The sequence below is a fragment of the Maribrevibacterium harenarium genome (assembly GCF_006385675.1).
GTDB classification, from domain to species: Bacteria; Pseudomonadota; Gammaproteobacteria; order Pseudomonadales; family Marinomonadaceae; genus Marinomonas; species Marinomonas harenarium.
The window spans coordinates 86103-111494 of sequence record NZ_VFRR01000007.1 but is presented as its reverse complement, the minus strand read 5'-3'; the positions used below and the strand labels follow the sequence as shown (position 1 = coordinate 111494).

The 25392-nt window shown below is 50.3% G+C and carries 19 protein-coding genes; 11 read left to right on the top strand and 8 right to left on the bottom strand.

The annotated features are described in order from the left end of the window. Positions 1 to 7: 7 nt before the first annotated feature. The 3 genes from hslV to FJM67_RS05870 all read right to left on the bottom strand — a co-directional run bounded on the left by hslV (position 8) and on the right by FJM67_RS05870 (position 3619). Positions 8 to 559 (bottom strand): ATP-dependent protease subunit HslV, encoded by a 552-nt coding sequence (hslV, locus tag FJM67_RS05880; RefSeq protein ID WP_140587793.1) that lies wholly within the window; start codon positions 557 to 559, stop codon positions 8 to 10. Positions 560 to 670: 111 nt separating this feature from the next. Next, positions 671 to 1294, bottom strand: coding sequence for an SPOR domain-containing protein (locus FJM67_RS05875; RefSeq protein ID WP_140587791.1), 624 nt, complete (start codon positions 1292 to 1294; stop codon positions 671 to 673). 66 nt (positions 1295 to 1360) lie between these two features. After that, entirely contained in the window at positions 1361 to 3619 is a 2259-nt protein-coding gene (locus tag FJM67_RS05870; RefSeq protein WP_140587789.1) for a primosomal protein N', read from the bottom strand. Positions 3620 to 3893: 274 nt separating this feature from the next. Between FJM67_RS05870 and rpmE the strand changes: the two genes are divergently transcribed. From rpmE to FJM67_RS05855, 3 genes are all read left to right on the top strand, one after another. Further along, a complete protein-coding gene (rpmE, locus tag FJM67_RS05865) occupies positions 3894 to 4109 on the top strand; it encodes a 50S ribosomal protein L31 (RefSeq protein WP_140587787.1) in 216 nt (71 codons plus the stop codon). A gap of 8 nt (positions 4110 to 4117) precedes the next feature. Further along, positions 4118 to 4888 carry a thermonuclease family protein gene (locus FJM67_RS05860; RefSeq protein ID WP_140587785.1) on the top strand — a complete coding sequence of 257 codons (771 nt, stop codon included), beginning with the start codon at positions 4118 to 4120 and terminating at the stop codon, positions 4886 to 4888. A gap of 151 nt (positions 4889 to 5039) precedes the next feature. Beyond that, entirely contained in the window at positions 5040 to 6308 is a 1269-nt protein-coding gene (locus FJM67_RS05855; RefSeq protein ID WP_140587783.1) for a malic enzyme-like NAD(P)-binding protein, read from the top strand. 73 nt (positions 6309 to 6381) lie between these two features. Here FJM67_RS05855 and FJM67_RS05850 read toward each other — a convergent pair whose 3' ends face one another. Next, on the bottom strand, positions 6382 to 7281 hold the full coding sequence (locus FJM67_RS05850; RefSeq protein WP_140587781.1) for a prenyltransferase: 900 nt from the start codon (positions 7279 to 7281) through the stop codon (positions 6382 to 6384). A 111-nt stretch (positions 7282 to 7392) separates the two neighbouring features. Continuing rightward, a complete protein-coding gene (locus tag FJM67_RS05845) occupies positions 7393 to 9840 on the bottom strand; it encodes a penicillin-binding protein 1A (RefSeq protein WP_140587779.1) in 2448 nt (815 codons plus the stop codon). A gap of 182 nt (positions 9841 to 10022) precedes the next feature. Between FJM67_RS05845 and FJM67_RS05840 the strand changes: the two genes are divergently transcribed. The 8 genes from FJM67_RS05840 (at position 10023) to FJM67_RS05805 (ending at position 22298) form a co-directional block, all read left to right on the top strand. Further along, positions 10023 to 10865, top strand: coding sequence for a hypothetical protein (locus FJM67_RS05840; RefSeq protein ID WP_140587777.1), 843 nt, complete (start codon positions 10023 to 10025; stop codon positions 10863 to 10865). Then, positions 10834 to 11490: a hypothetical protein gene (locus FJM67_RS05835; RefSeq protein ID WP_140587775.1), complete on the top strand. Its 657-nt coding sequence runs from the start codon at positions 10834 to 10836 to the stop codon at positions 11488 to 11490. Before FJM67_RS05840 ends, FJM67_RS05835 begins: the two co-directional genes overlap by 32 nt. Further along, on the top strand, positions 11491 to 12657 hold the full coding sequence (locus FJM67_RS05830; protein WP_140587774.1) for a type II and III secretion system protein: 1167 nt from the start codon (positions 11491 to 11493) through the stop codon (positions 12655 to 12657). It abuts the gene before it with no gap. Positions 12658 to 12699: 42 nt separating this feature from the next. Further along, positions 12700 to 13242, top strand: a complete 543-nt coding sequence (gene aroK / locus FJM67_RS17730; protein WP_140587772.1) for a shikimate kinase AroK — start codon at positions 12700 to 12702, stop codon at positions 13240 to 13242. A gap of 3 nt (positions 13243 to 13245) precedes the next feature. Next, a complete protein-coding gene (aroB, locus tag FJM67_RS05820) occupies positions 13246 to 14343 on the top strand; it encodes a 3-dehydroquinate synthase (protein ID WP_140587771.1) in 1098 nt (365 codons plus the stop codon). Positions 14344 to 14372: 29 nt separating this feature from the next. Next, positions 14373 to 15914: an SPOR domain-containing protein gene (locus FJM67_RS05815; protein WP_140587769.1), complete on the top strand. Its 1542-nt coding sequence runs from the start codon at positions 14373 to 14375 to the stop codon at positions 15912 to 15914. A 419-nt stretch (positions 15915 to 16333) separates the two neighbouring features. Continuing rightward, the gene (gene gltB / locus FJM67_RS05810) at positions 16334 to 20785 is read left to right on the top strand and encodes a glutamate synthase large subunit (RefSeq protein WP_140587767.1); all 4452 of its coding nucleotides are present in this window, start codon (positions 16334 to 16336) and stop codon (positions 20783 to 20785) included. Between the two features lie 91 nt (positions 20786 to 20876). Beyond that, the gene (locus tag FJM67_RS05805) at positions 20877 to 22298 is read left to right on the top strand and encodes an FAD-dependent oxidoreductase (protein WP_140587765.1); all 1422 of its coding nucleotides are present in this window, start codon (positions 20877 to 20879) and stop codon (positions 22296 to 22298) included. 142 nt (positions 22299 to 22440) lie between these two features. Here FJM67_RS05805 and FJM67_RS05800 read toward each other — a convergent pair whose 3' ends face one another. The 3 genes from FJM67_RS05800 to FJM67_RS05790 all read right to left on the bottom strand — a co-directional run bounded on the left by FJM67_RS05800 (position 22441) and on the right by FJM67_RS05790 (position 25352). Continuing rightward, on the bottom strand, positions 22441 to 23010 hold the full coding sequence (locus FJM67_RS05800; RefSeq protein ID WP_140587763.1) for a DNA-binding protein: 570 nt from the start codon (positions 23008 to 23010) through the stop codon (positions 22441 to 22443). Continuing rightward, positions 23007 to 23270 carry a hypothetical protein gene (locus tag FJM67_RS05795; RefSeq protein WP_140587761.1) on the bottom strand — a complete coding sequence of 88 codons (264 nt, stop codon included), beginning with the start codon at positions 23268 to 23270 and terminating at the stop codon, positions 23007 to 23009. The genes FJM67_RS05800 and FJM67_RS05795 overlap by 4 nt, the downstream gene beginning before the upstream one ends. A gap of 108 nt (positions 23271 to 23378) precedes the next feature. Further along, on the bottom strand, positions 23379 to 25352 hold the full coding sequence (locus FJM67_RS05790; RefSeq protein ID WP_140587758.1) for a methyl-accepting chemotaxis protein: 1974 nt from the start codon (positions 25350 to 25352) through the stop codon (positions 23379 to 23381). Positions 25353 to 25392 lie beyond the last annotated feature (40 nt).

Here is a 25392-nt window from a genome sequence, read left to right as displayed (position 1 = left end):
GAATTCGTTAGCAGGTTTGGTCTTCAAGCTTAGGGTCGATATTGATGGTTTCAATCGTCAAGCTGTGGTTTGTGAAGACACAAATATCAGCGGCAATATTAAGGCTCTTTTCAACAATATCACGGGCGCTAAGGTCGGTGTTTTCCAATAGGGCGCGGGCCGCTGCTTCGGCAAAGTTACCACCAGAACCAATTGCTAACGCACCGTGTTGTGGTTCCACAACGTCACCCGTACCAGTGATGATCAAGGTGCTGTCTTTATTCGCCACAATCAACATAGCTTCAAGACGTCGTAATGCCTTATCAGAGCGCCAATCTTTGGCGAGATCAACTGCAGCACGCACTAGATGACCTTGGTGCTTTTCTAGCTGGCCTTCAAAACGCTCAAATAGGGTAAAGGCATCGGCGGTGCCACCAGCAAAGCCAGCGATGACTTCGCCACGGTAAAGACGGCGAACTTTACGGGCGTTGCCCTTCATAACCGTATTGCCGAGGGAAACTTGGCCGTCGCCACCAACGACAACCTGATTGTCTTTGCGTACGGTGAGTATTGTAGTCATGGTTCTTCTCCAATCTGTCTTGCTAGCTAGGTGGGGGCTGGGGAAGATATTTCAACTGGGCGACGGATCTTGGTCATGGCAAATTACTGACCAAGATCCGTAGCGGGAGGGCTATTGCTCTTTTTTCACGGTGTAAGTGTAGGATTGGATATCCATCGCCACCAGTTTGTCCTGGGCGCGGTTCTTTTCTGAGCGGGAGTTAAATGGCCCAACCACCACCCGATACCAAGGGCGGCCGTCGTCGCCGGTAGTCTGGCGGATATTGGCGTCTAATCCAGCCAGAATAAGCTGTGCGCGTAAGCGATCGGCGTCTGCAGAAGAACGGAACGACGCAGCCTGAATCATATAGTAGAAGTCTTGCTCGCCACGGGGGGTGGACTGGTAGGCATCCACATGACTAGTATCGACTTCGCTATCTTGCAAGATCTGGTAAAACTCAAACTGATCCTTTTCCTTAGAGGGTGGCGTATCTGCCGGTTTGGGCTTGGCAGGTTCCGGTTTAGGTTGTGGCGCAGGCGCAGGTTTAGGCGCAACCGGAGCAGGTTTTGTCACGGGAGCTGCTGGCTCGTTTGTCGCTGACAGATTCGCTAATTGCGCCAGAAAATAAACAAAAGCCCCCACCATCGCTGGGACCAATAGCCATAGCCACCACGCTACAGCTCGTTTTGGAGCTGCTTGTGCTTTCCTGCTGTTGGTGCTTCGACTTTTCGGGGAAGCGCCGCGTTTTTGTGCCATGTGGTAGTTAGCCTTGCTGATGAAAGTTAGGTTAGAACAGAATGCTTGCCATTATGCAGTAGTACCTTAGTAGGTTTCCAGCGGATCCACATCAATAGCAAAACGAATTTTATGATTTTTGGCTTGCAGCTCAAGCCATTGGCTAGCGAATGCCAGAGCTTCATGCAAATTTGCTCTTTGTGCGGCTTTTAGGGAAAGCAAGGCGCGATGCTGACCTGCCTTGCGAACCATGATAGCGGCATAGGGACCAAGCATAGCAATCGGTGCGGTGGTGCTGAGTGATAGCCAATCCCGCAATTCGTTTAATGCTTGCATCGCGGCATATTCATCTTTGGCTTCGGCACGGATGATAGCTTGATGAAAGAAGGGCGGTAACATTAGCTGCTGACGTTCCTTTAAACCACCGAGGGCAAAAGGTTCGTAGCCTTGTTCACATAAACATTGAATCGCCGCATGCTCCGGGTGATAGGTTTGCAACAGTACCCGTCCTGGCTTGCTGGCACGTCCGGCACGGCCTGCCACTTGGATAATGAGCTGGGCGGTGCGTTCCATGGCGCGAAAATCTGCCGAAAATAAACCACCGTCGGCATCCATGATGACCACTAAGGTGACGTTGGGGAAATGGTGGCCTTTGGCCAGCATTTGGGTGCCGACCAGTATGGCTTGGTCGTGTTCGTGAATCTTTTGGGTGATCTGGGTTAACGCCGATTTGCGTTGGGTGCTGTCTCGATCGATACGCAGTACAGGCGTTTCCTTAAACACTTCGTTCAGGATGCCTTCAATTTGCTCGGTTCCTTCGCCGACGGTAAAGAGCTCATGGCTGTGGCATTCGGGGCACTGATGCAGCATGGCTTGGTGGCTATCGCAATGGTGACAGTGGAGCTTGTTGGCTTTTTTATGGACGGTTAAATTGGCATCGCAATGGTCGCAACTGGCGATCCAACCACATTGATGGCACATCAAGGTCGGCGCATAGCCACGGCGATTGAGAAATACCAAGACTTGCTCTTTACGCTGCAAACACTGACGCATGGCCTCCAATGTTTGGGGGGAAAAGCCTTTTAGCAAACTTTGTCCACGAAGATCGACCCGTTCCATGGTTGGTAAGATGGCTTGCCCCGCGCGTTGACGCAGTTTCAACCACGCAAACTTCTTACTCGCCGCATTGTGCAGGGATTCATAGGACGGCGTGGCAGAGGCCAGCAGCACCGGGATATTTTCTGCCTGTGCCCGTTTAATGGCTAGATCACGACCATGATAACGAAAGCCATCTTGCTGTTTGTAGGAAGCATCATGTTCTTCATCAATAATGATCAAGCCGAGTTTTTGGGTGGGGACAAAGACCGCTGAACGGGTGCCGATAATCACCTTGGCGTCACCTCGTTCCGCTAGCAACCAAGCGTCCAGACGTTCCCGATCACTCATATTCGAGTGCATCAGAACGATGTCCGTTTCTAAGCGAGATTCAAACCGGCGCAACGTCTGGGGGGTTAACCCAATTTCCGGCACCATCACCAGAATTTGCTTATCGTCCCGCAAAAGTTGATCCATCAGGCGCAGAAATACCTCGGTCTTGCCACTACCGGTGATGCCATCAAGTAAAGCGCAGCCAAATTGCCCACACATTTTCAGCAGACGTTGGGTGGCTTGTTCCTGCTCTGGGTTTAATGTTGGCGGCACTTGCTTTTGATGGGCATGGGTTTCTTGGGCGCGTCGGAATTCCCGCTCCTCAAAACGTACCAATCCCTTCTCCGCTAAGGCTTTTCCGGCATTGGTTTGTAAATCCAGTAGCGAACAAAGGTGTGGACTCAAACCGTGGGATTCATGTTGTCTAGCGGCGTCTAGGAAAGCGAATTGACGCTTAGCGTTTTTGAGCTTTTGCAAATCAAACTGCTTACCCGCCTCGGTAACAAACCACCAAGTTTCCTGACGAAATTCGGCATGATCGCCTTTGCGTAATAGGGTGGGTAACGCATGAAAGACTACTTCACCGATGGGATGGTGGTAGTAACGGGCCGCCCAGCTACACAGATCGAGCATCTTCTTTTCGATCACAGGGGTATGGTCAAGCAAGCCTTGCAAGGCTTTAAGTTGCTCCGGCGCGAGTTCCGTTGTCTCAGACAGTTCGACAATGACTCCCACCATATGGCGCGGGCCGAATGGAACCTTAACCCGCATGCCGGGTTCAAGCCGATGGCGATAGGCCAGCGCCTTGGGAATTTGATAATCAAACAAAGACGCCAAAGGCACATTCAAAGCGACACGGGCGTAGCGCTCTGAAGTCAGCAAAGGTTCGCTATGTGCTTGAGCAACTTCTTGATTCATAAAGTAAAACCGGCTCTGGCTGAGGTTGTTGCTATAAGTGTACGCGAGCCCACGGTTTTTGCCATCTTTTTACCGGGCGAGCATGTGGCTAAAAAAGCGCCATTATCAGCCATAAAATTGTGGAAAAGGGTTGCTCAAAGGGGGCTTGCAGCCTAAAATACCGCGCTCTTGGTACCACTGTACGAATTACGTACAACGAATCGTGCGGTGCTTGGCAACGACGCTTTTGAGCGCGAGATCAAGTGGCGGCACACCAATCCTTAAGGTAAAAACGATGAAAAAAGATATCCACCCAAATTACACTGCCGTTACTGCAACTTGTACTTGTGGTAACACTCTTAGCCTAAACTCTACTCTAGGCCAAGACCTTCACGTCGACGTTTGCTCTCAGTGCCACCCTTTCTACACTGGTCAGCAAAAAATGGTTGATACTGGTGGTCGTGTTGACCGCTTCAACAAGCGTTTCGGAGCTCGTCGTTCTACTAAGTAATTGGTGGTATGAAGTTGAGTTTTCTAAAAAAGCGTCAAGTCATCTTGGCGCTTTTTTTATATCTGTTTAGTGCTGCTGCACTGGCTGCCTTGTGTCAGGCAGAAGGTGATCTGACTTTTTCGGCTGTGCGTAAAGTGGTCGATGGTGATACATTGGAGCTAACCGATGGCCGTAAGGTGCGGTTAGTGGGAGTGAATACTCCAGAGTTGGATCACGAACAGGGTAATCATCAAGCGTTTGCAGTAGCAGCTACCAAGCGTCTGCGCCAATTAGTTCAGGATGGCGTCTACTGGCAAGCCGCCTTTGATGACGAAGATCGTTATGGCCGCAAGCTGTATTATTTATTTACGAAAGATCGTAATTCGGTTGCCAGTCAGTTACTATCTGATGGACTTGGTTATCGTATTGCCATACCTCCCAACCTAGCTTACCAAGACTGCTTTGTTCGCAGTGAAGCACTAGCTAGAGAAAAACGCGTTGGGTTATGGCAACGACCACCACAATGGCAGCCACAAGCTGGCTTCGTGGTCGCGCGACATACCGTGACTTCTATTACCCACAATCGCGGCGGCTGGTGGCTAGAAACCGATCAGGATCTAGTAATCAACATACCGCCCTACGCCCAGAATCTCTGGCGCGAGCAAGATGTGTATCTGCTAGCCAACCAACTGGTTGAAGCCCGTGGCTGGCAGTACCAACGCAAAAACCAAAACCGACGTTATAAATCTTGGGTTCTGACTGTCAGACATCCGCTGGATCTGAATCGGGCAGAAGATTGACCTTGGTATTTATATCCGCCGTTTTGGCTTTTAAGCCAGCAGTCAATCGACTATGCTGGCAATACTAAAACGATAAGGGGCAGCATCGACAGGTGACTACCCCATAGCTGCAATATTACATAAATAACACCAAAAATAGACGGAAAACAAAATGGCAGAAGATCTAAAACAAGCCGCCCTTGAGTACCATGAAAAACCTGTACCAGGCAAATTGAGCGTTACCATCACTAAGCCAACGGCAACTTCCCGTGATTTGTCTCTGGCCTACAGCCCTGGTGTGGCTGAGCCTTGCCGTGAAATTGCTAAGGACCCTGAAGCAGCATACCGTTATACTGGTAAAGGTAACCTAGTTGCGGTTATTTCTGATGGTACAGCGGTGCTTGGCCTTGGTAACATCGGCCCATTGGCGTCCAAACCCGTTATGGAAGGTAAAGGCGTATTGTTCAAGCGCTTTGCTGGGGTGAACTCAGTAGACGTAGAAGTTGAGTCTGAGAGCCCACAAGCCTTTATCGATACGGTGGCACGTATTGCTAACACCTACGGCGGTATCAACCTAGAAGATATCAAAGCCCCAGAGTGTTTTGAAATCGAGCGTCAACTGATCGAACGTTGTTCAATTCCGGTATTCCATGATGACCAACACGGTACTGCAATCGTAACCGCAGCTGGCCTGTTGAATGCGCTTGAGCTGCAAGGCAAAGCCATTGAAGATGCGAAAATCGTTTGTTTAGGTGCTGGCGCAGCGGCAACGGCTTGTATGAAGCTGATCATTGCTTGTGGCGCGAAACGGGAAAATATCTTCGTACTTGACCGTAAGGGTGTAATCCACTCTGGTCGTGATGACCTCAACCAATTCAAAGCCATGTTTGCCAACGAAACCGACGCTCGTAATTTGGACGATGCAATCGACGGTGCTGACGTGTTCATTGGTGTTTCTGGCCCAGATCTACTGTCTGTTGAGCAATTGATGAAAATGGCTCCAAACCCAGTAGTGTTTGCGTGTTCAAACCCAGACCCAGAAATCAATCCAGAAGTGGCATTGGCTGCGCGTAGTGATTTGATCATGGCGACAGGACGTTCTGACTACCCGAACCAAGTAAACAACGTGCTAGGTTTCCCGTTCATCTTCCGCGGTGCTTTGGATGTACGTGCATCTAAGATCAACGAAGAAATGAAGATCGCTGCCGTAACAGCGCTAAAAGACTTGGCGAAAGAGCCAGTACCAGCAGAAGTTGTGAAAGCCTACGGCGGTGTGGCATTTGAATTTGGTAAAGAATACATTCTACCAAAACCAATGGATTCTCGTTTGCTAACTGTGGTTTCTGCTGCTGTTGCAAAAGCTGCAGTAGACTCCGGTGTGGCGCAACTACCTTACCCAGACTTCTACCCACTAGAAAATCTGGACCGTTTCGGCGTTTAACCTAACCCAGGTTTAGCTGAATAAAAAACGGAGGTCACAAGCCTCCGTTTTTTTATGCCTAGATTTGGCAAAGCTAGGCTGCAAAAAGCACTGTCAGACCTAATACCAGTGGGGTGAGCAAAGTCATGGCAACATTTTTACCCAACTCAGGAATCCAGTTGGATGGTGCTTGATCAAGCTGGGGTTGCATTTTCTTGAACACCAACCAACCCAATGATAGGGGCAGCAGTGCTAGTAAGCTTGAAAGTGGCAAGTAATGACTGATGGCAGCAAAAATCACCGCGACGCCCATAGCAAGCACGCAGGCAAAGTAAAATTCGAGGGCGGCTTTTTTGCCATAAACAATAGGGATATGGCGACGACCGATTTTACGGTCGGCTTCAATGTCGGGCAGTTGGTTTAGTAGTAGAAGGTTATTGCCAATTAAGGTCATAACCAAAGCAAGGATCAATCCAGTTTTACTGATTTCCCCAGCGAGTGCTAATTCCGTTCCTAGCACCATCACTAGACCAAACCCAAGCCCCGGCGATAACCAACATAATAGTGGGTGGCCGTTTAATACTGGCGTGTAAGCTAGAATCAAGCCTATTCCCAATAGGCCCAACAGCAGTAACGACCAGCCCCGCAAGAAGACGAAATACAGTCCGATTAGCACACAAAGTAGTAAGGTAATACGCCCCATTAATAATACGCTGCGGGCCCCGGCTGGGTTGTCGATTAGGCCGCCACTGCCACCACTGAACGGGGTGCGTTGGGTTTGTGCATCCAGCCCAGTGGTGAAATCTTCGTATTCGTTATAGGCATTTACACTAATGTGCGCCGCCAACGCCGCAATTACCGCAAGGAAAATATGCCAGCCGGATACATCATTGCCGGTATACCAGGCTGCGCATACTCCGAGCAAAACTGGCAGCGGAGCCAATAGTAAGAAAGGTACGCGAGCGGACGATAATAAAGTCTGAGTGTGCTTCATGGATAAAACTCTAAGGCGTTAACAAATATTAACGCTAGCAGTGATTAAAGCTTATCGCTATCAGAATTTATTATGGTTTAGAGCTAGATCATGGTGTTGGCGATAACCACCCTAGAATAGGTTCTCTAGGGCGGTTTCTGCTTTGGCTTCTTCCTGTTTTAGATCTGTAGCACTTGTTCCGGTCGTGATGGGCACATTCAGAACTCGTTGTGCAGGCACATTAGCAGGACGGAACACTTCGAAAATGGCATCTTTTTGTCCCGGTAAAGCGCGTTCCCCAGTTTTAGGGTCAATACGAACGGTCACCAATGAGGATGGCTTGGCAATATAAGCAGGCTCTTGGTCGGCTAACGCATCGCGCATGTAGCTGATCCAAGTTGGCAAGGAGGCTGAACCACCCCACTCGCCACGCCCAAGCGGGGAGCTATCGTCAAAGCCAGTCCATACGGAGGTGACAATATCGCCGTTAAAGCCTGAGAACCAAGCATCTCGGCCATCATTGGTGGTACCTGTCTTGCCGGCGATATCATCTCGTTTCAGCACCAAAGCGCGGCGGCCAGTACCATAACGAATCACGTCGCGCATCATGTCATAAATGATGTAAGCAATATCGGCATCAATCACTCGTTGTGCCACCGGTAGCGTCTTGAAGCCCTGTGGCGTATCAAATAGGCCCATTTGTACATCGCCTAGCTGATCTAGTTCCAACAAGGTACAAGGATCACATACGGTTATAGGTTCCGCTTGGAATAGAATATTGCCTTCGCTATCTTCGACTCGGTCAATCAAGTACGGCTGCACCCTAAAGCCGCCATTGGAAAACACTGTATAGCCTGCTGCTATTTGTAATGGAGAAAGATTTGCGCTACCGAGTGATAGGGATAAGTTGTGCGGTAACTCAGCTGGGTCGAAACCAAAGCGCTTCAGGAATTCTAGCGTCGGGCGGATTCCCATTTCGTCTAATAAACGTACCGATACCACGTTTTGGGAACGGAATAGGGCCTGACGCAGGCGCGTAGGGCCATAAAACTTGCCGCCATCATTGGTGGGACGCCAAGCGGCGGCGAGATTATTATCTTCGAATACCACAGGAGCATCATTGATGATGCTCGCCGCAGTGTAACCTTGGTTTAACGCACTGGTATAAATGAAGGGTTTGAAGTTCGACCCTGGTTGACGCTTGGACTGAGTTACCCGATTGAATTTATTGGCAAAAAAGTTGAAACCACCCACCAAGGATTCAATCGCACCGTCCTTGCTATCGAGGGAAATTAGGGCGCTTTGTACCGCTGGTGTTTGCGCGAGACGCCAGTTGGTTTGAGAGTCAGGTCGCAGTTGAATCACATCTCCGGGAACCAATACATCCGCCACGACTTTGGGTGCCGCCCCCTGACGATCCGCGTCAATGTAAGGACGTGCCCAGCTCATTGCTGGCCAAGGTAGGGTTACGGTACTGCCGTCCTCTAGGCGAACGGTGGCATCGGTTTCCGTTGTGGCGAGAACCAAGGCCATGGTCCAGTCAACAATATTGCTATGGGCTTTCAGGGCTTTGGTTTGCTCTTCAGTGGATGCTGACACCAAATCAGGCCGGGTTTCTAGCGTACCGCGGTAACCGTGTCTCTCATCATAGGCTAAGACGCCATCGTAGACCGCCTGATTGGCTTCCAGTTGGCGTTCGGAATTGATGGTGGTGTAGACCACGAGACCATCGTTATAGAGGTCATCGCCGAACTTGTCATAGAGTTCAGCCCTTACCATTTCCGCCACATAGCTTGCTTCCACATCGGGACTAATGCCATGGTTCTGAGCGGTAATCGGAGCTTCAACGGCGGTTTGATAGTCCTCTTTATTGATCATGCCGAGGGAGAGCATACGCTGCAAAATCCAATTGCGGCGGATCAGGGCGCGGGAAGGATTGACGATTGGGTTAAAGCGGGATGGTGCTTTAGGCAAGCCTGCGATCATGGCCAACTGGGCCAAGTCCAGTTCTTGCAATGATTTGCCGTAATAAACCTGAGCAGCGGCTTCGAAACCATAAGCCCGTTTGCCAAGGTAGATCTTGTTAACATAGAGCTCCAGGATTTCGTGCTTGGTTAGCTCCTGCTCCATCTTCAGGGAAATAAAGATTTCGGTAAATTTTCGGGTAAAAGTCTGCTCAAACGATAGGAAGTAGTTCCGGGCTACCTGCATGGTGATGGTCGAACCACCCCCTTGGATTTCACCGCTAGAGACTAATTGGAAGGCAGCACGTCCAAGTCCCATGATATCTACCCCAGGGTGATGGTAGAAGTTGGTATCTTCAGCGGCGAGAATAGCATTTTCTAAATTAGCTGGAATTTCGTCGTAGCTAACCGGCGTCCGGCGCTGTTCACCGAACTCGCCGATGAGCTTGCTGTCGCGGGTGTAGATGCGTAAGGGAATTTGTAGCTTGGTATCTTTCAGCTCGGCGACGGTGGGGATACGGTCTTTCACGTTCAGATAAATACCGTAAGTGATTCCGGCGGCGGCCAGAGCGCCGATAACGCCAAGAATAAACAGAATTTTGATCGCCCTGATCATGCTACCCCGTGATTGTTTCGCTGATGATTAGTAGGTCGTCATTATACCCGAATCTATGACAGATGGGCGCTTGCCCTGATTATAATTCATGCTATCTTTGCAATTGCCTCTTTTATGGATGTAAGAGGTATGGACGCAAGATATTAACACTTGCGCCTATCTACATTGTCAGGGAGAAGACTATGTTACTAAATCGTTCCAAACACTTTTGCTGGCGTGGTGAGCAATGGCTGCCTGTTGTGTCAGCACCTCATTACGCACCAGACGACGCCAGTGTTGCGGGAAAGCTAACAGCGCTTACCGCCCTCAGCCAGTTTGATCCGCCTTTTCCTAGATTGACCCTGCATATTCCGCCAGATTGGTGCCACGGCGATAGTTATCCGCTGGATGCCACACTGCCGGTTGCCCTTTATCCTCTCTTGGCTGCTAGTCATGCTAGCCAGCTGGTGCAAACCGAAGTAGAGCAAGTCTACTTCGCCTACGCAGTGGATGTTGCGCAACAGTATATTCGGGTATACGCCCTAAATGAAAAGGAGTACCTAAGCCTCACCAAATGGCGAGATCGAGGGGTAAAGTTGCACTGTGAGGGGGTTACTGGCAGATACAGTCGCGCTCAATTCGGTTGTTATCGTCCGGCCGATCGTCTACGGCAGCGGCGCCAAGTTTGCCATTTGGCGGGGCTTGGGCTGACCCTATGTATGAATTTGCTAGGTGGTGCCGGGCTGCTCTGGCTAGAGCCCATTGCTACAGTGCCACCATCTGCTCCCCAATATTGGCAAGCGGATCAGACTGCAGATAGAAAAACCAGTGATTTGTTGGCCATTAGTGCTGGTTTACCAAAGAACATACGCCTAGATGAGTTGCTTATCGACGCAGGTAACGGTCAAGCGGAACTCAAGTTAGCTTCGACCTTGGAATCGCTGAATACGTGGTTGCAGCAAGTCGAACAGCCAGACCTTAGCGTGAGCCTGAATGAGCTTAAGGAAAAGTACTATGAAGTGGCAATGGAAATCGCCAAGCCCTGAACCGCGCCGGTTGTGGCTGGGGTTGCTGGCGTTGCAAGTGATCGTTTGGTTATGGCTGCTGGATACCGGTTTGACAAACCGTAGCGAACAGCAGGCCATGACCCGCCAGCAGCACTATCTAGCCCAGCGTAACCAGGCGCAGCATGAAGCTTTGTTGCAGCTGATGAACCAGGAGCAGCAGCCGATTAGCTACCATCTTGATCCAGATAAACAGTGGCTAGAGCTAACCGGCAGTGCTCCCATTGATATTTGGCAAAACCAACTGGAGGAGCTGCAACAGCACATACATCTCCAACCCGAGCAATTACATTGGCGTCGCCAGCAAGGGCTTTGGTGGGGGCAGCATAGGTTTGCTGTGCTGGCTCCTAAAACCAATCGTCCCTTTCAGAATTGGTTGCCGGTATCGGGAGTGGTCACACCATCCACCCTTGGTGGGCTGCGCTTGCTTGCAACGCTGCAAACACAACAAGCCAAAGCGTTGCTGTGGACACCCACGGGGGAAATTTGGGTAAAGGAACAAGATTGGTTAGCCGCACAAGGTTGGACGGTTGAGCAAATAGGGCTGGATCGGGTGGTGCTGCGTGCTCCCCACGGACGACAACAGGCCCTTATCATGGAGGATTAAATGCGCTGTCTATTTTTATGCTGTTTACTGACCCTAGCCCCACACCTTGGAGCGCTGGATTTGTTTGCCCGCAACCAACCGCTGCGGGAAGTCTTGCCTCCCATCGCCGCTGAATTGGGGCGGAGTGTGATCATCGATGAAAGTATCGACGCGAACTTAACTTTGGTACTGCGCAATGTTAATTACCAGCAAATGCTAACTGCTGTGGCTTTGCAGTTGGATTTGCTGTTGTTATGGCAGGATGACATTGCCGTTTTACGTCCCAAACCTGCCGTCATGCCGCACCATGAAGAGCAGATGTCCGCCTGCCAAGAGCGTGTCTGGCTGTTTAAACATGCCAAAGTAAAGGCGGTTGGCGCCTTGCTACAACAATTTCAGCCCGATTTGGCGATGGTGGTGGACGAGCGAACCAATGGGATTTGGTTAAGAGACTGCGCCGCTGACTCCCGCTTGCCCGAACTGATCCAGTGGCTTGATAGCCCGGTGAAGCAGATTGAAATCGCCGCCCAAATCGCACAGGTGCGTCATAGTCAAAATCAACAACAAGGTGCCCGCTGGTGGTTAGAGGGAGTGGATGACAAAGGTCGAGGTGTGCGTTTGGACAGCGATTTTGCCGGTATCGGCAGTCCTTTTAACTTAGAGGCCTTGGCGACCGTAGATGGTCGTGAGCTTACCCTTGCCTTGGATTGGTTAGAGAATAATGGTGAAGGTGAGGTGATTTCACGTCCCAAAATTGTCACTTCAGAAGGGCAAGCGGCGCGCATTGAGTCTGGCACCGAAGTGCCTTATCAAGTGAGGCAGGAGGATCGTACGGCGGTTGAGTTCCGTCAGGCGGGTCTGACGTTGGAAGTAACGCCTTATGTTAAAGATGGCGATACGCTATTGCTGGATTTGAATATCCACCAAGACGCGGTAGGGGAGTTGGTCAACGGCGTACCGAGTATCGAGACGAATCACCTGAGCACCCAAGTTCATGTAGCCGACGGCGCAACCCTAGTGCTTGGGGGCATTTACCGGGAGGAGAGTCTAACGAGCGAAAGCAAAGTGCCGCTTTTAGGGGATCTGCCATTTCTCGGACGTTGGTTCCGTTACCAACAACGCCATGAAGAAAAGGTGGAACTAGTTGTATTTATTACGCCAAAACTGCTACAAAAGACGGTAAACTAAGCGCAATGTCGCAATCCGCTTTTAAGAACAGTAGTAAGAACAATGACAAACGCCCCAAACATCATTCTAGTGGGCCCAATGGGAGCAGGTAAAACCACCATAGGTCGCTTGTTGTCACAGTCGTTAGAACGTGAGTTTTATGACTCTGACCGGGTTATTGAAGAAAACGCCGGAGCGGATATTCCGTGGATCTTTGAGAAAGAAGGCGAAGACGGCTTCCGAAAACGGGAAACCCAAGCCTTGCAAGGGATGTTGGAGGAACACGCGCAAACGCCAATCGTACTCGCTACTGGTGGTGGTATTGTGATGCGTGAGGAAAATCGCCAGATCCTAGGGGAGCAACCTTTGGTTGTGTATCTCTATGCCTCTGTAGCGCAGCAGTTGCAGCGTACCGCCAAAAGTAACCATCGTCCTTTATTGCAAACTGGCAACCCGAGGGAAACTTTGCAACGCCTGTTTGACACCCGTGATCCCTTGTACCGACAAGTCGCTTCTGTCATTGTCGAAACGGACTCGCGCCACCCCAAGAATGTGGCCAAGAAAGTACTCGATGCTATCAACAAACACTTATTGGAAAAGAGCTAACCCATGCGAACTCTGACAGTTGATTTAGGTGATCGTAGTTACCCTATTTACATAGGGAGCGGTATTCGCCAGCAAAAAGCCCTATTTGATGCCGCGATTCATGGTAAGCAGGTCATGATAGTGACCAATGATACGGTCGCGCCATTATACCTCGATGCATTGGTTACTCTGTTGGGGGATGATTATCAAGTTGCCACTTGTGTTTTGCCAGATGGAGAGAAGCACAAGACCCTCGACACTTATGGGCAAATCATGAGTTCACTACTGGCCGCTAATCACAACCGCACCACAACCATTATTGCCTTGGGTGGTGGTGTCATCGGTGATATGGCGGGATTTGCCGCTGCGACCTATCAACGTGGTGTGAACTTTATCCAAGTGCCGACTACCTTGCTGTCCCAAGTGGATTCATCGGTTGGCGGCAAAACTGGTGTCAATCATCCTTTGGGTAAAAACATGATTGGGGCGTTTTATCAGCCTCAAGCGGTAATCATTGACACGGACTCGTTGGCGACATTGCCGCCCCGGGAGTTGTCTGCCGGTATGGCGGAAGTGATCAAATACGGCTTAATCTGTGACGCCGAGTTTTTAGCTTGGCTAGAACAACACATGACCGAGTTGATGGCGCTGGATACTAGCTTGATCACAGAAGCTATTTATCGTTCCTGTGAAGCCAAGGCCAAAGTGGTGGCTATGGATGAGCGGGAAGGCGGTGTACGCGCGATTTTAAACCTTGGACACACCTTCGGGCACGCCATCGAAACCGAAATGGGCTATGGCGAGTGGTTACATGGTGAAGCTGTTGCCGCTGGTATGGTATTGGCGGTGGATTTATCTTGGCGCATGGGCAACTTAGAAGAAGCCGATGTGTCAAGGGCTGTCGCCATTATCCAGCGTGCTGACCTGCCGGTACTACCACCAGCTAAAATGACCAAAGACAGTTTTATGGCCCATATGCTGCGGGATAAGAAGGTGTTAGATGGCTCATTACGCTTGGTGTTGCTACAGGCCCTTGGTGAAGCTATTGTCACGTCTGATATTAATGTGGATGAATTTAATGCCTGTCTTGATGATGCCATCGAGGCAGCTCAGCAAGGCTAGCGGGAGCAAGGCGGGAGCAAGGCGAGAGCATGGCGGAGCCAGATTTTCAGTTCAATTTAGAGGAAGCCCTCGAACAGCCGCCCAAGGTGATGCTGCGTAACCCGTTCGCCCAGAACGTGGAAGGGGACTATTTCGCCTCTGATGAACGAAATCAACAGCTGGCTCTGCTTGAACACCTGAGTCGCTACAGTAATTTGCTTTCGGTGGTGATTGGTCCCCAAGGCAGCGGTAAAACCCGCTTTTTGCAGGAATTTGCTCGGTTACAAGACGAAAGTGCGATCGTCGTGCGACTGCAAGCCACCATGTTGATGACCGCAGGGCAGCTACTGCAAAGCATTTATGCCGCCTTTGCCGGTAAAATCACCCTGTCTGATGCCAATGTGACATCCTTTTCCCCGTTATTAGCCTACGCTAGCGAAGTCGAGGGTCGTGGGCAAAAAGCCATTATTCTGATCGACAACGCGCAAGAGCTGAATACCGATGCCGTCAGTATGTTGATGGATTTGATGTCCCTCGCGACGGAGAGCCAAGCGGTACCCCATGTGGCGCTGTTTTCGGAGCACCCACTCAATCGTAATTTGGATAATTACCAGCGTAGTCGCTATGAACAGCTGAGTCATCAGCTGGAGCTTGCTCCATTCTCGTTCGAACAGACACGGGCCTATTTATTACATCGGGTGCGAGCCATTGGTGGTGGTATTAATCTGCCATTTAATGAGCGTCAGATTAAAAAGATCCATCAATCATCTGGTGGTTTGCCAGGGGCCATCAATGCCGTTGCCGCATCGCTACTGGGCGTGGGCAACAAAGACAAAGAGGGTGCAACCAAAGGGGAGAAAACCCGCTGGCTTGGCGGTTTGACTAGCGGCTTTCCGACCGTTCACCTTGCTTTAATGTCTACCATTATGATGGGGATTTTGCTGGCGGTGATCTTCTATGAGCCAACCCCAGAAGCTCCCGCACCAAGTACCAGTGTGGCTCCCATTGCCAAAGCACCTCGTCAAGCCAGTTCCGAAACACTGGCGCGTATCGAAGCCATGCAACGTCAGATTGGGCAGCAAGGTCAGCTTGCATTACCTCCAATTCCAACCGGTGCGGCGCAACCCTCGACACCGACTCCTACCGAGCCTGTTGCGGTAACTGCCCCAGTGATTCAACCCGCCCCAGTGCGTACGGCGCCAGTTGTAACGACTCCGGCACCGACTGCGCCTGCCGTAGTTGCTACACCCACTCCAGTGACGCCTGAACCTGCCCCTTCAGCCATGGCCCGTTTCAATAAAACCGATGCTTGGTTAAAAGAGAACCCCAACCGTTATACCTTGCAGCTATTGGGTACTTATAACATTGGCACAGTTGAAGATTTTATTCGTGAACAGGGTAGTATTGACGCATTTAGTTATTTCAAAGCGCGACATAACAACCGTGAATGGTTCGTCGTGGTCTATGGCACCTACCGCAATCGTAGCGAAGCCATCGCTGCGGTAGAGCAACTCCCAGCGGATTTAAGAGCCTTGAACCCTTGGGCGCGTAGTGTTCGTGGTATTCAGGACGATATCCGCAAAGCTCAGTAAGCTTCGAATTATTCCCTTTCCATCGGCTATTTTTTGTTCTTTCGTCATATTTTTGCCTATTTGCGGCGAGAATTTTGATAAAAAAAAGAGAATTCAGATAAAAAAGCCATTTTCTTCTGAAATCTGACCATCCGCAGAGGAATTTTCTGCTCGGAAAAAAAGCCACCATAGATAATTCTATGGTTATGAGGTTTTTTCCTCAAAAAGCGAATCAAAAAAACTCAAAAATGCCGATTTGCCCATGTGCGTCATTTGAGCCGCCGACTTTCCCAGAGTAGTATGGCTCACCAATTATGCGATTCTTTGGATAAAAGTTAACCAACCTTGCCGCTGTCCTCTAGTTTTCAGGGCGGGTTCAGGCGAATCGCACTGAGTTACCTCTTAATATTTTTCGTATTTACTGTTGTGGGAGTTGGTGTATGAATGCAGGCCTTTATCGTCCTGGCGAGTTCAAAGACAACTGTGGTTTCGGCTTAATTGCCCATATGGAAGGTACCGCCAGTCATGACCTTCTAAAAACCGCGATCGAGTCTTTGACATGTATGACGCACCGTGGTGGTATCGCAGCCGACGGAAAGACCGGTGACGGCTGTGGTCTATTGATTCAAAAGCCCGACGCATTTTTGCGGGATGAGTCAATCAAGTTATTTAACCATGTTTTGTCCGATCTTTACGGTATCGGCATGGTTTTCTTGGATCAAGATGAAGCGTTAGCTCAGCAGCAACGTGATACCTTGACCAATGAGCTAGAAGTGCAAGGTCTGAAAGTGGTGGGCTGGCGTGAAGTGCCAGTCGATTCAGCCTGTTTGGGGCGTATTGCCCTAGATTGCTTGCCTCGTATCGAGCAAGTATTTGTGGATAGTAACCGGATGGACGCACGTACGTTCGGTACCCGTTTGTTCGTGGCTCGTCGTAAGACAGAAATCGCCCTAGCGCAATACGAAAACTTCTACGTATGTTCTTTGTCGGACAAAGTGTTGTCTTACAAAGGCTTGATGATGCCAGAAGATTTGCCAACGTTTTACCCAGATCTTGGCAACGACAAACTGAAAACCGCAATCTGTGTTTTCCACCAGCGTTTCTCTACTAACACCTTACCGAAATGGCCACTCGCTCAGCCGTTCCGAATGTTGGCCCACAATGGTGAAATTAACACCATCGAAGGTAACCGTAACTGGGCTATCGCACGAGGCAATAAATTACGCTCGCCTCTGATTCCTGAAATGTCTGAACTACAGCCAGTGGTGAACTTAACCGGTTCGGATTCATCTTCCATGGATAACATGCTGGAAGTGTTAGTGACTGGCGGTATGGATATCTTCCGTGCGGCACGTTTGATTATTCCACCAGCATGGCAAAACGTAGAAAACATGGATGCAGATCTGCGTGCTTTCTACGACTACAACTCCATGCACATGGAACCATGGGATGGCCCAGCAGGCTTGGTATTGACCGATGGCCGTTACGCTACTTGTATGCTTGACCGTAATGGTTTGCGTCCAGCCCGTTGGGTAATCACCAAAAATGGTTTCATTACCCTAGCGTCTGAAATCGGTACCTACTCGTACAAGCCAGAAGACGTGGTATCTAAAGGTCGTGTTGGTCCCGGCCAAATGTTGGTAGTAGATACGCAAAACGGTGAAGTGCTTCACACCAGCGATATTGATAACCGTCTCAAGTCTGCGCATCCGTACAAGAAATGGTTGAAGCAAGAAGCCATTCGTATCGAAGCGTTATTGGTCGAACACTCCATGGAGTTTGTGCCGTTTACGCCGGACGAAATGCTGACCTACCAAAAAATGTTCCAGGTATCGTTCGAAGAACGCGACCAGATCTTCCGTCCATTGGCAGAAAGCGGTCACGAAGCGGTTGGTTCAATGGGTGACGACACCCCAATGGCGGTCATGTCAAGCCAGACTCGTCCAGTGTCCGATTACTTCCGACAAAAATTTGCTCAGGTAACCAACCCACCTATCGATCCGCTACGTGAGTCCGTGGTGATGTCGTTGGAAACCTGTATCGGTGCCGAGCGCAATCTATTTGAAGAAACACCGAAGCACGCTAACCGTATCATTTTGTCGTCGCCGATTCTGTCGCCACGCAAATACAGCCGTCTGTTAGCCCTAGAAGATCACCGCTTCCGTTTGGTGCGTCTAAGCACCAACTACAATCCAGAAGAAGTGACCCTAGAACAAGCGATCCGCAACCTACAGTTGAGTGCGGAAGAAGTGGTTCGTAATGGTGCCGTGATCGTTGTACTGACCGACCGCGCTATTGAAAAAGGCTTGTTGCCAATCCCTGCGCCAATGGCCGTCGGTGCGGTACACCACCACTTGGTAGAGAGCGGCTTGCGTTGTGATTCGAACATTATCGCTGACACCGGCTTTGCCCGTGACCCGCACCAGTTTGCGGTGTTACTCGGCTTCGGTGCTACCGCGGTTTACCCGTACTTGTCTTACCGTTTGATCAACGACATGGTCGATAAAGGTGAAGTGCTTGGCGACCCAATTGCTTGCCACACCAAATATCGCAAAGGTATCAACAAAGGCCTGATGAAAATCATGTCGAAGATGGGTATTTCCACCATTGCTTCTTACCGTGGCGCCCAGTTGTTCGAGGCGGTTGGCTTAAGCAGCAAAGTTGTTGACCTATGTTTCAAAGGCGTACCAAGCCGCATCCAAGGTGCGACTTTCGAGGACTTCCAACGTGAACAAGCAGCAGTTGCCAGCAACGCTTGGAAAGCTCGTAAGCCGATCACTCAAGGTGGCTACCTCAAATACGTACACGGTAGCGAATACCACGCGTTCAACCCAGATGTGGTTCGTAACCTACAGAAATCCGTTACCAGTGGTAAATTTGAGGATTTCCAAGAATACGCTCACTTGGTAAATACGCGTCCTGCTTCTATGTTGCGTGACCTGTTTGGCTTCTCTGAAAAAGCGAAAGAGATTCCGTTGGAGCAAGTGCAAAGTGTCGAAGAGATCCTACCGCGCTTCGACTCTGCGGGTATGTCTCTTGGTGCCTTGTCACCAGAAGCACACGAAGCCCTAGCGCAAGCCATGAACGAATTAGGCTGCCGTTCTAACTCCGGTGAGGGCGGTGAAGATCCTGCCCGCCACGGCACCGAGCGTCGCTCTAAGATCAAGCAGATCGCATCGGGCCGTTTTGGTGTGACACCAGAATACCTAGTCAACGCGGAAGTGCTACAGATCAAGGTTGCCCAAGGTGCCAAGCCAGGTGAAGGCGGTCAGCTACCAGGTGGTAAAGTAAACGGTCTAATCGCTCGTCTACGTTACTCAGTGCCGGGTGTGACTCTGATTTCACCACCGCCACACCACGATATCTATTCGATTGAGGATTTGGCTCAGCTTATCTTCGACCTAAAACAAGTAAACCCAGATGCTTTGGTATCGGTGAAACTGGTGTCTGAGCCGGGTGTGGGTACGATCGCTGCGGGTGTGGCGAAAGCCTACGCTGACTTGATCACTATTTCTGGCTACGACGGTGGTACAGCGGCATCGCCAATTACCTCTATCCGCCATGCCGGTTCCCCTTGGGAGCTAGGCCTTGCTGAAGCGCAACAAGCACTACGTGCCAACGACCTACGTGGCAAGATTCGCCTACAAACCGATGGTGGTCTGAAAACCGGTCTAGACGTGGTAAAAGCGGCAATCCTTGGTGCGGAAAGCTTCGGCTTTGGTACCACGCCAATGGTGGCAATGGGCTGTAAGTTCCTACGTATCTGTCACTTGAATAACTGTGCCACCGGTGTTGCCACACAAGACGACAAGTTGCGTGAAGAGCACTTCATCGGCACGGTAGAAATGATCAAAAACTTCTTCCGCTTTATGGCAGAAGATACCCGTCGCTGGATGGCGAAATTGGGTGTGGCTAAGTTAGAAGACCTGATCGGCCGAACTGACCTATTGACCCTATTGCCGGGTGAAACCAGCAAACAAGCGAACTTGGATCTATCGCCAATCCTATTGAACGATGCCATCCCAGCGGACAAGCCACAATTCTGTCAGGTGAAGCAAAACCCACCACATGACAAAGGCTTACTAGCGGAGAAAATGTGGCAAACCGTGCGCCCTGCAGTAGAAGAGAAAGAAGGCGGCGAGTTCGAATTCCATGTGACCAACTGTGACCGTTCTATCGGTGCCCGTTTATCTGGCGAAATCGCGAAACGTTACGGCAACCAAGGGATGGTAGATGCGCCAATCACGCTAAAATTGACGGGGACAGCCGGCCAATCCTTCGGTGTGTGGAACGCTGGTGGTCTGAATATGTACCTGGAAGGGGATGCGAACGATTACGTGGGTAAAGGCATGACCGGCGGTAAACTGGTGGTACGTCCACCACGCGGTTCTGTGTTTGAGTCTCAAGAAACGGCGATTATCGGTAACACCTGTTTATACGGTGCAACGGGTGGTCAACTATTCGCCGCAGGTACAGCAGGTGAGCGTTTCGCAGTGCGTAACTCCGGTGCCCATGCGGTTATCGAAGGAGCCGGAGACCACTGTTGTGAATACATGACCGGTGGTGTGATCACAGTACTTGGGAATACTGGCTACAACTTCGGTGCTGGTATGACCGGTGGTTTTGCTTACGTACTCGACCTAGATCGTACCTTCGTAGATAAGTACAACCACGAGCTAGTAGAAATTCAGCGTGTAGGCTCAGAGTTAACGGAAGAATACCGTTCGCACCTACGCTCTGTCATCGAAGAATATGTACGTGAAACTGATAGTGAATGGGGCCATGAAATCCTGGATAACTTCTACGATTACATCGGCAAGTTCTGGCTAGTGAAACCGAAGGCCGCCAACCTCGGTAACCTACTGGCGAACACGCGTCAGCGTCCAGAGTAATAACAAACACGATTAGATTATCGACCCTAACAACGTTTGACCCATTTAGAGAAAGTGCCGCAGTTACTGCGGCCACAGGAGATAGCAGCTTATGTCTGAGCGCTTGAACAACGTATTTCAATTTGTGGAAGTGGATCGTAAAGATCCTAAGAAAAAACCACTACTGACGCGTAAATCCCAGTTTGTAGAAATCTACAAACCGTTTGAAGAAACCCAAGCCAAACACCAGGCTCACCGTTGCTTGGCGTGTGGCAACCCTTACTGTGAATGGAAATGCCCAGTTCACAACTATATTCCTAACTGGCTACAACTGGTTAGTGAAGGCAACATCATCGAGGCGGCGGAACTTAGCCACCAGACCAACTCACTTCCAGAAGTGTGTGGTCGCGTATGTCCACAAGATCGTTTGTGTGAAGGCTCTTGTACTCTAGGTGAAGGCGGTTTCGGTGCCGTGACCATCGGTTCCGTTGAAAAATACATCACCGACACGGCGTTTGCTCTAGGCTGGCGTCCAGATATGTCGAAAGTCGTGCCAGTGAACAAAACCGTTGCCATCGTTGGTGCGGGGCCTGCGGGTCTAGCTTGTGCCGACATCCTCGTTCGTAACGGTGTGAAACCAGTGGTATTTGATAAAAACCCAGAAATCGGTGGCCTGCTGACTTTCGGTATCCCAGAGTTCAAACTGGAAAAATCCGTTATGTCACGCCGTCGTGAAGTATTCGAAGAAATGGGCGTTGAGTTCGTTTTGGGTACCACAGTTGGTGAAGACGTGCCGTTTGAACACATCCTCGAAGAATACGATGCGGTATTCCTTGGCATGGGTACTTACAAGTACATGAAAGGTGGCTTCCCAGGTGAAGATCTACCGGGTGTTTACGATGCGTTGGATTTCTTAATCTCTAACGTCAACCACTGCCTAGGCTTCGAGGAAAGTGAAGAAGACTACCTCAGTATGAAAGGCAAGCAAGTGGTGGTACTTGGTGGTGGTGACACGGCCATGGACTGTAACCGTACTTCTATCCGTCAAGGGGCGAAAAGCGTGACTTGTGCTTACCGTCGTGACGAAGAAAACATGCCAGGTTCTCGCCGTGAGGTGAAAAACGCCCGTGAAGAGGGAGTGCAATTCCTATTTAACCGCCAGCCAGTAGAGATCGTTGGTGACGGTAAAGTAGAAGGTATTAAAGTTGTGGAAACACAAATGGGTGAGCCGGACGCCAATGGCCGTCGTAGCGCGGAAGTGATCGAAGGTAGCGAGCAGATCATTCCGGCGGACGCCGTTATCGTAGCGTTCGGCTTCCAGCCAAGCCCAGCACCATGGTTCGAAAAATTCGGCATCGAAACCGATAGCCGCGGCCGTGTGGTGGCGCCAAGCAATGGCAAATTTATGTTCCAAACAACCAACGAGAAAATCTTCGCCGGTGGCGACATGGTACGTGGCTCTGACCTTGTTGTAACCGCGATTGACGAAGGCCGCAAAGCCGCGGAAGGTATTCTCGATTTCCTAGACGTGTAAGCTCGCACGTACTCACCTATCGTGGTGAATTAGCATTTTGCCCCTCCTTGTGAGGGGCTTTTTTTATCTTGCTTTCAACAAGTTAACCCGTAGCTGATCTTCCTACCCCAATTGTTCAAAGTCGAGCAGTTCCACTGGCTGCTTAGCGTGTCCCTAGAACTTGGTTAGCACTGCCTAATTGGAATGCTTGCAATGCGGCTGGTGCGATGACGCCCCCCAAGGAGTAAAGCTCCCGAGCTAAATTCAATTGATAAGTGGCTGCGGATAGTTCGCTGACAATAGCAACATCATCGAGTCGAGAGGCAAGCTTGCCATGTTTTTGTGCCCAGTCGACCACTTGATATAGATGCCAAATATCAGAGCTTCCAGAATGAACCGGAGCGGGGAATGAGGGATTATTTTTTATGGCTTTTAGAACCGCCTGTCTAGAGAGCTTGAAAATCGCCGCGATACCAGTTACTCCGATTAAGTCTGGGCGGCATTCCGCAAGGTTAGCGTTCGGGATTGCATTTTTAACATCATGGATAGCCGACAATAGGGTGTTGAGTGCATTCTCCCCCGCCCGTTCAAACTCCAAAGCGATGCGTCCTGCTACTCCTGTGCCAATCATCGCATCGTCACAGCCGGCTTCGAAAAGCGCATCGAGATATGCCTCAGGATTACTTTGAGCTGCTGGTAGAGTAAAAACTAAGGTGAATTCATAACTATTCATGAGTCTGCCTCGTTAACTAGGAAGATGCATTTGTCGACATTACGCTTGATGTGTTTGGCGTGGGTGATCGGATTCCTTGGCGTACTCCAGATACTGAAAGCGCAAAATTCACCACAGCGGCACAGATCGCTATTGTGTGGACAGAGCAACTGCCCCCATGCATGGGCGCTGTTACCAGACTTTTTATAGCGCCAGCCTTGCGCTTCGGCATACTGGATAGCGCCTTCAATTTCTTTGATAGGGTGCTTTTTCCTGTTCATTTATCATCCTTGATTAAATGAAGTTTAGATAGGAAGATTAGGGTTGTCAAATGACAACCCTAATCTTAGGGGTTATATTGCAAAGTATTCTAACACGGTGGCTATCACCTAAACCTGAAACTGAGCCACGAGCTGTTGCTGACGCTCGGCAACTTGGTTCATTTTGACGCAGTTGGCTTGGGTTTGCTCGGCTTCGGCCATGGTGCCTTGGGCGCTGGTAGAGATGTTATGGATACTGTTGTTGATCTCGTGTGCCATATGGGTTTGTTGCTCGGCACTGGTGGTGATATCACGGCTTAGGGCACGGATTTCATTCATCAAGCTATGCAAGCTGGTTAGCGTTGCGCCTACTTGCTCGGCTTCATCCATACTCCGGCGGGCGCGTTCACGGCTTTGTTCCATGGTTGTGACGGTGCTACGCACACCATCTTGTAATGCTTGAATCACCGCTTGGATCTCCTCGGTCGAAGATTGGGTACGGTTGGCCAGAGTGCGAACCTCGTCTGCCACAACGGCAAAGCCACGGCCTTGTTCACCGGCGCGGGCGGCTTCGATGGCGGCGTTGAGGGCAAGTAGGTTGGTTTGCTCGGCAATTTCTTCAATCACTTGCAAGATAGAGCCAATGCTTTGGGAATGATCGTTCACCTTATTTACCACCGCAGCCGATTGTTCCAGCTGTTGCACTAATTCACCCACTTGCTGAATGTTTGCCTGCATCCGATTCACGCTATCTTGGGTGCGTTGATCCACTTGATGAACCTTGTCTAAGGTGACTTCTGCGTGATGGGCCACTTCCTGTACGGCGCTAGTCATGGCGCTCATGGCATTGGCAGCATCATTGGTTTTGCTGCTTTGCGCGGCCATTGCCGCTTGAGTACGGGTAGTGCTTTGTTCCATTTCATGGGCAGACTGCACCACATCGTTAGACGCCGCGTTAATATCACGAATAACCGCCGCGAGCTTTTCCACTAGGGTGTTAACGCTGGCTGCCAAGCGCCCGAACTCATCTTTGCTGGAGACTTTCACCCGTTGGGTAAAATCCCCTTCGGCGATTTTGTATAGCACCGATAGGATTTGCGCGAGCGGTGTACGAATGCTTTTGCTTACGGTGTAAGCCACAAGTGCCGCCACCACAACAGAGATGGCGACCACAATCATCGAGATGCGTTTGGCGTTATCCGATGCATTAAGAGCGCTGGCTTTCGCGGCATCACGCAATTCTGTGACTTGCTCCAAGAGTTGGTACTGTTGCGCTTGCATCGCCACCAGCTGCTCGGACACGGAAACCGCCACTTGCTCGGAATCGATTACCAGTTGGTTGTATTCATAGAACGCTGTTACCACCCCGTCATCGCTACGAATACTCTGTTCGATGGAACGGATGGAGGCGGCAATATCCTCATCATTCAGTTTATTCAAGACTTGCAGCACCGGTGGTAGTGCACGGTTGAGCTCCCCTTGAATTTTGCTCAACGCTGCAAGGGTAGTGGAGTCAAAATAGTCACCAATCAGCTGCTGTACAATTTCCATCTGCGTGGTCGCTAGTTTTGCGGCAAAGGCTTGCTCCTCACTATCAGCAAATTCCGCCAACATGGTCAGGTCTTCGATGGCAAACATCACTGCGTCTTTTAGATCTAATTTGCGTTCCGGTAAGCTTTGCAGTAGTTCGATATTACGGGCATGATCGGTAGCGGCTTGATCGGCTAGGCTAAAAAACGCCTCTGCACTGGTGGTGATAGTGGCAATGCTCGCCAGAATATCCGGCTGGTCGGCGACACTTTGCTCTAAGGCTTCGGCTTGCTGGGCAAATTCATCTTTGTCGCTGTTGAAACTATCTAGCGCCGAATCAAGGGCGGCATCATTTTTTGCTAACAAGTACTGCAAAATAGAGCTACTGGCTTTGGCCAAATTGTCCGCCAGGGCATTGCTCTGGTCGGCAATGCGTACCGCATCCCCCGTGACCACATCGATCCGCTGCTGGACGTTATTAAAGCCCCAAATACCAGAGCCTGCGACAACGAAAATAAGCACCAATAACAATACAAATCCAAGCAGGATGCGTTGAACTACCGATAACGTCATAAATACTCTCCAATAGCGTCCGCAACGTCTTTGCGAAGGG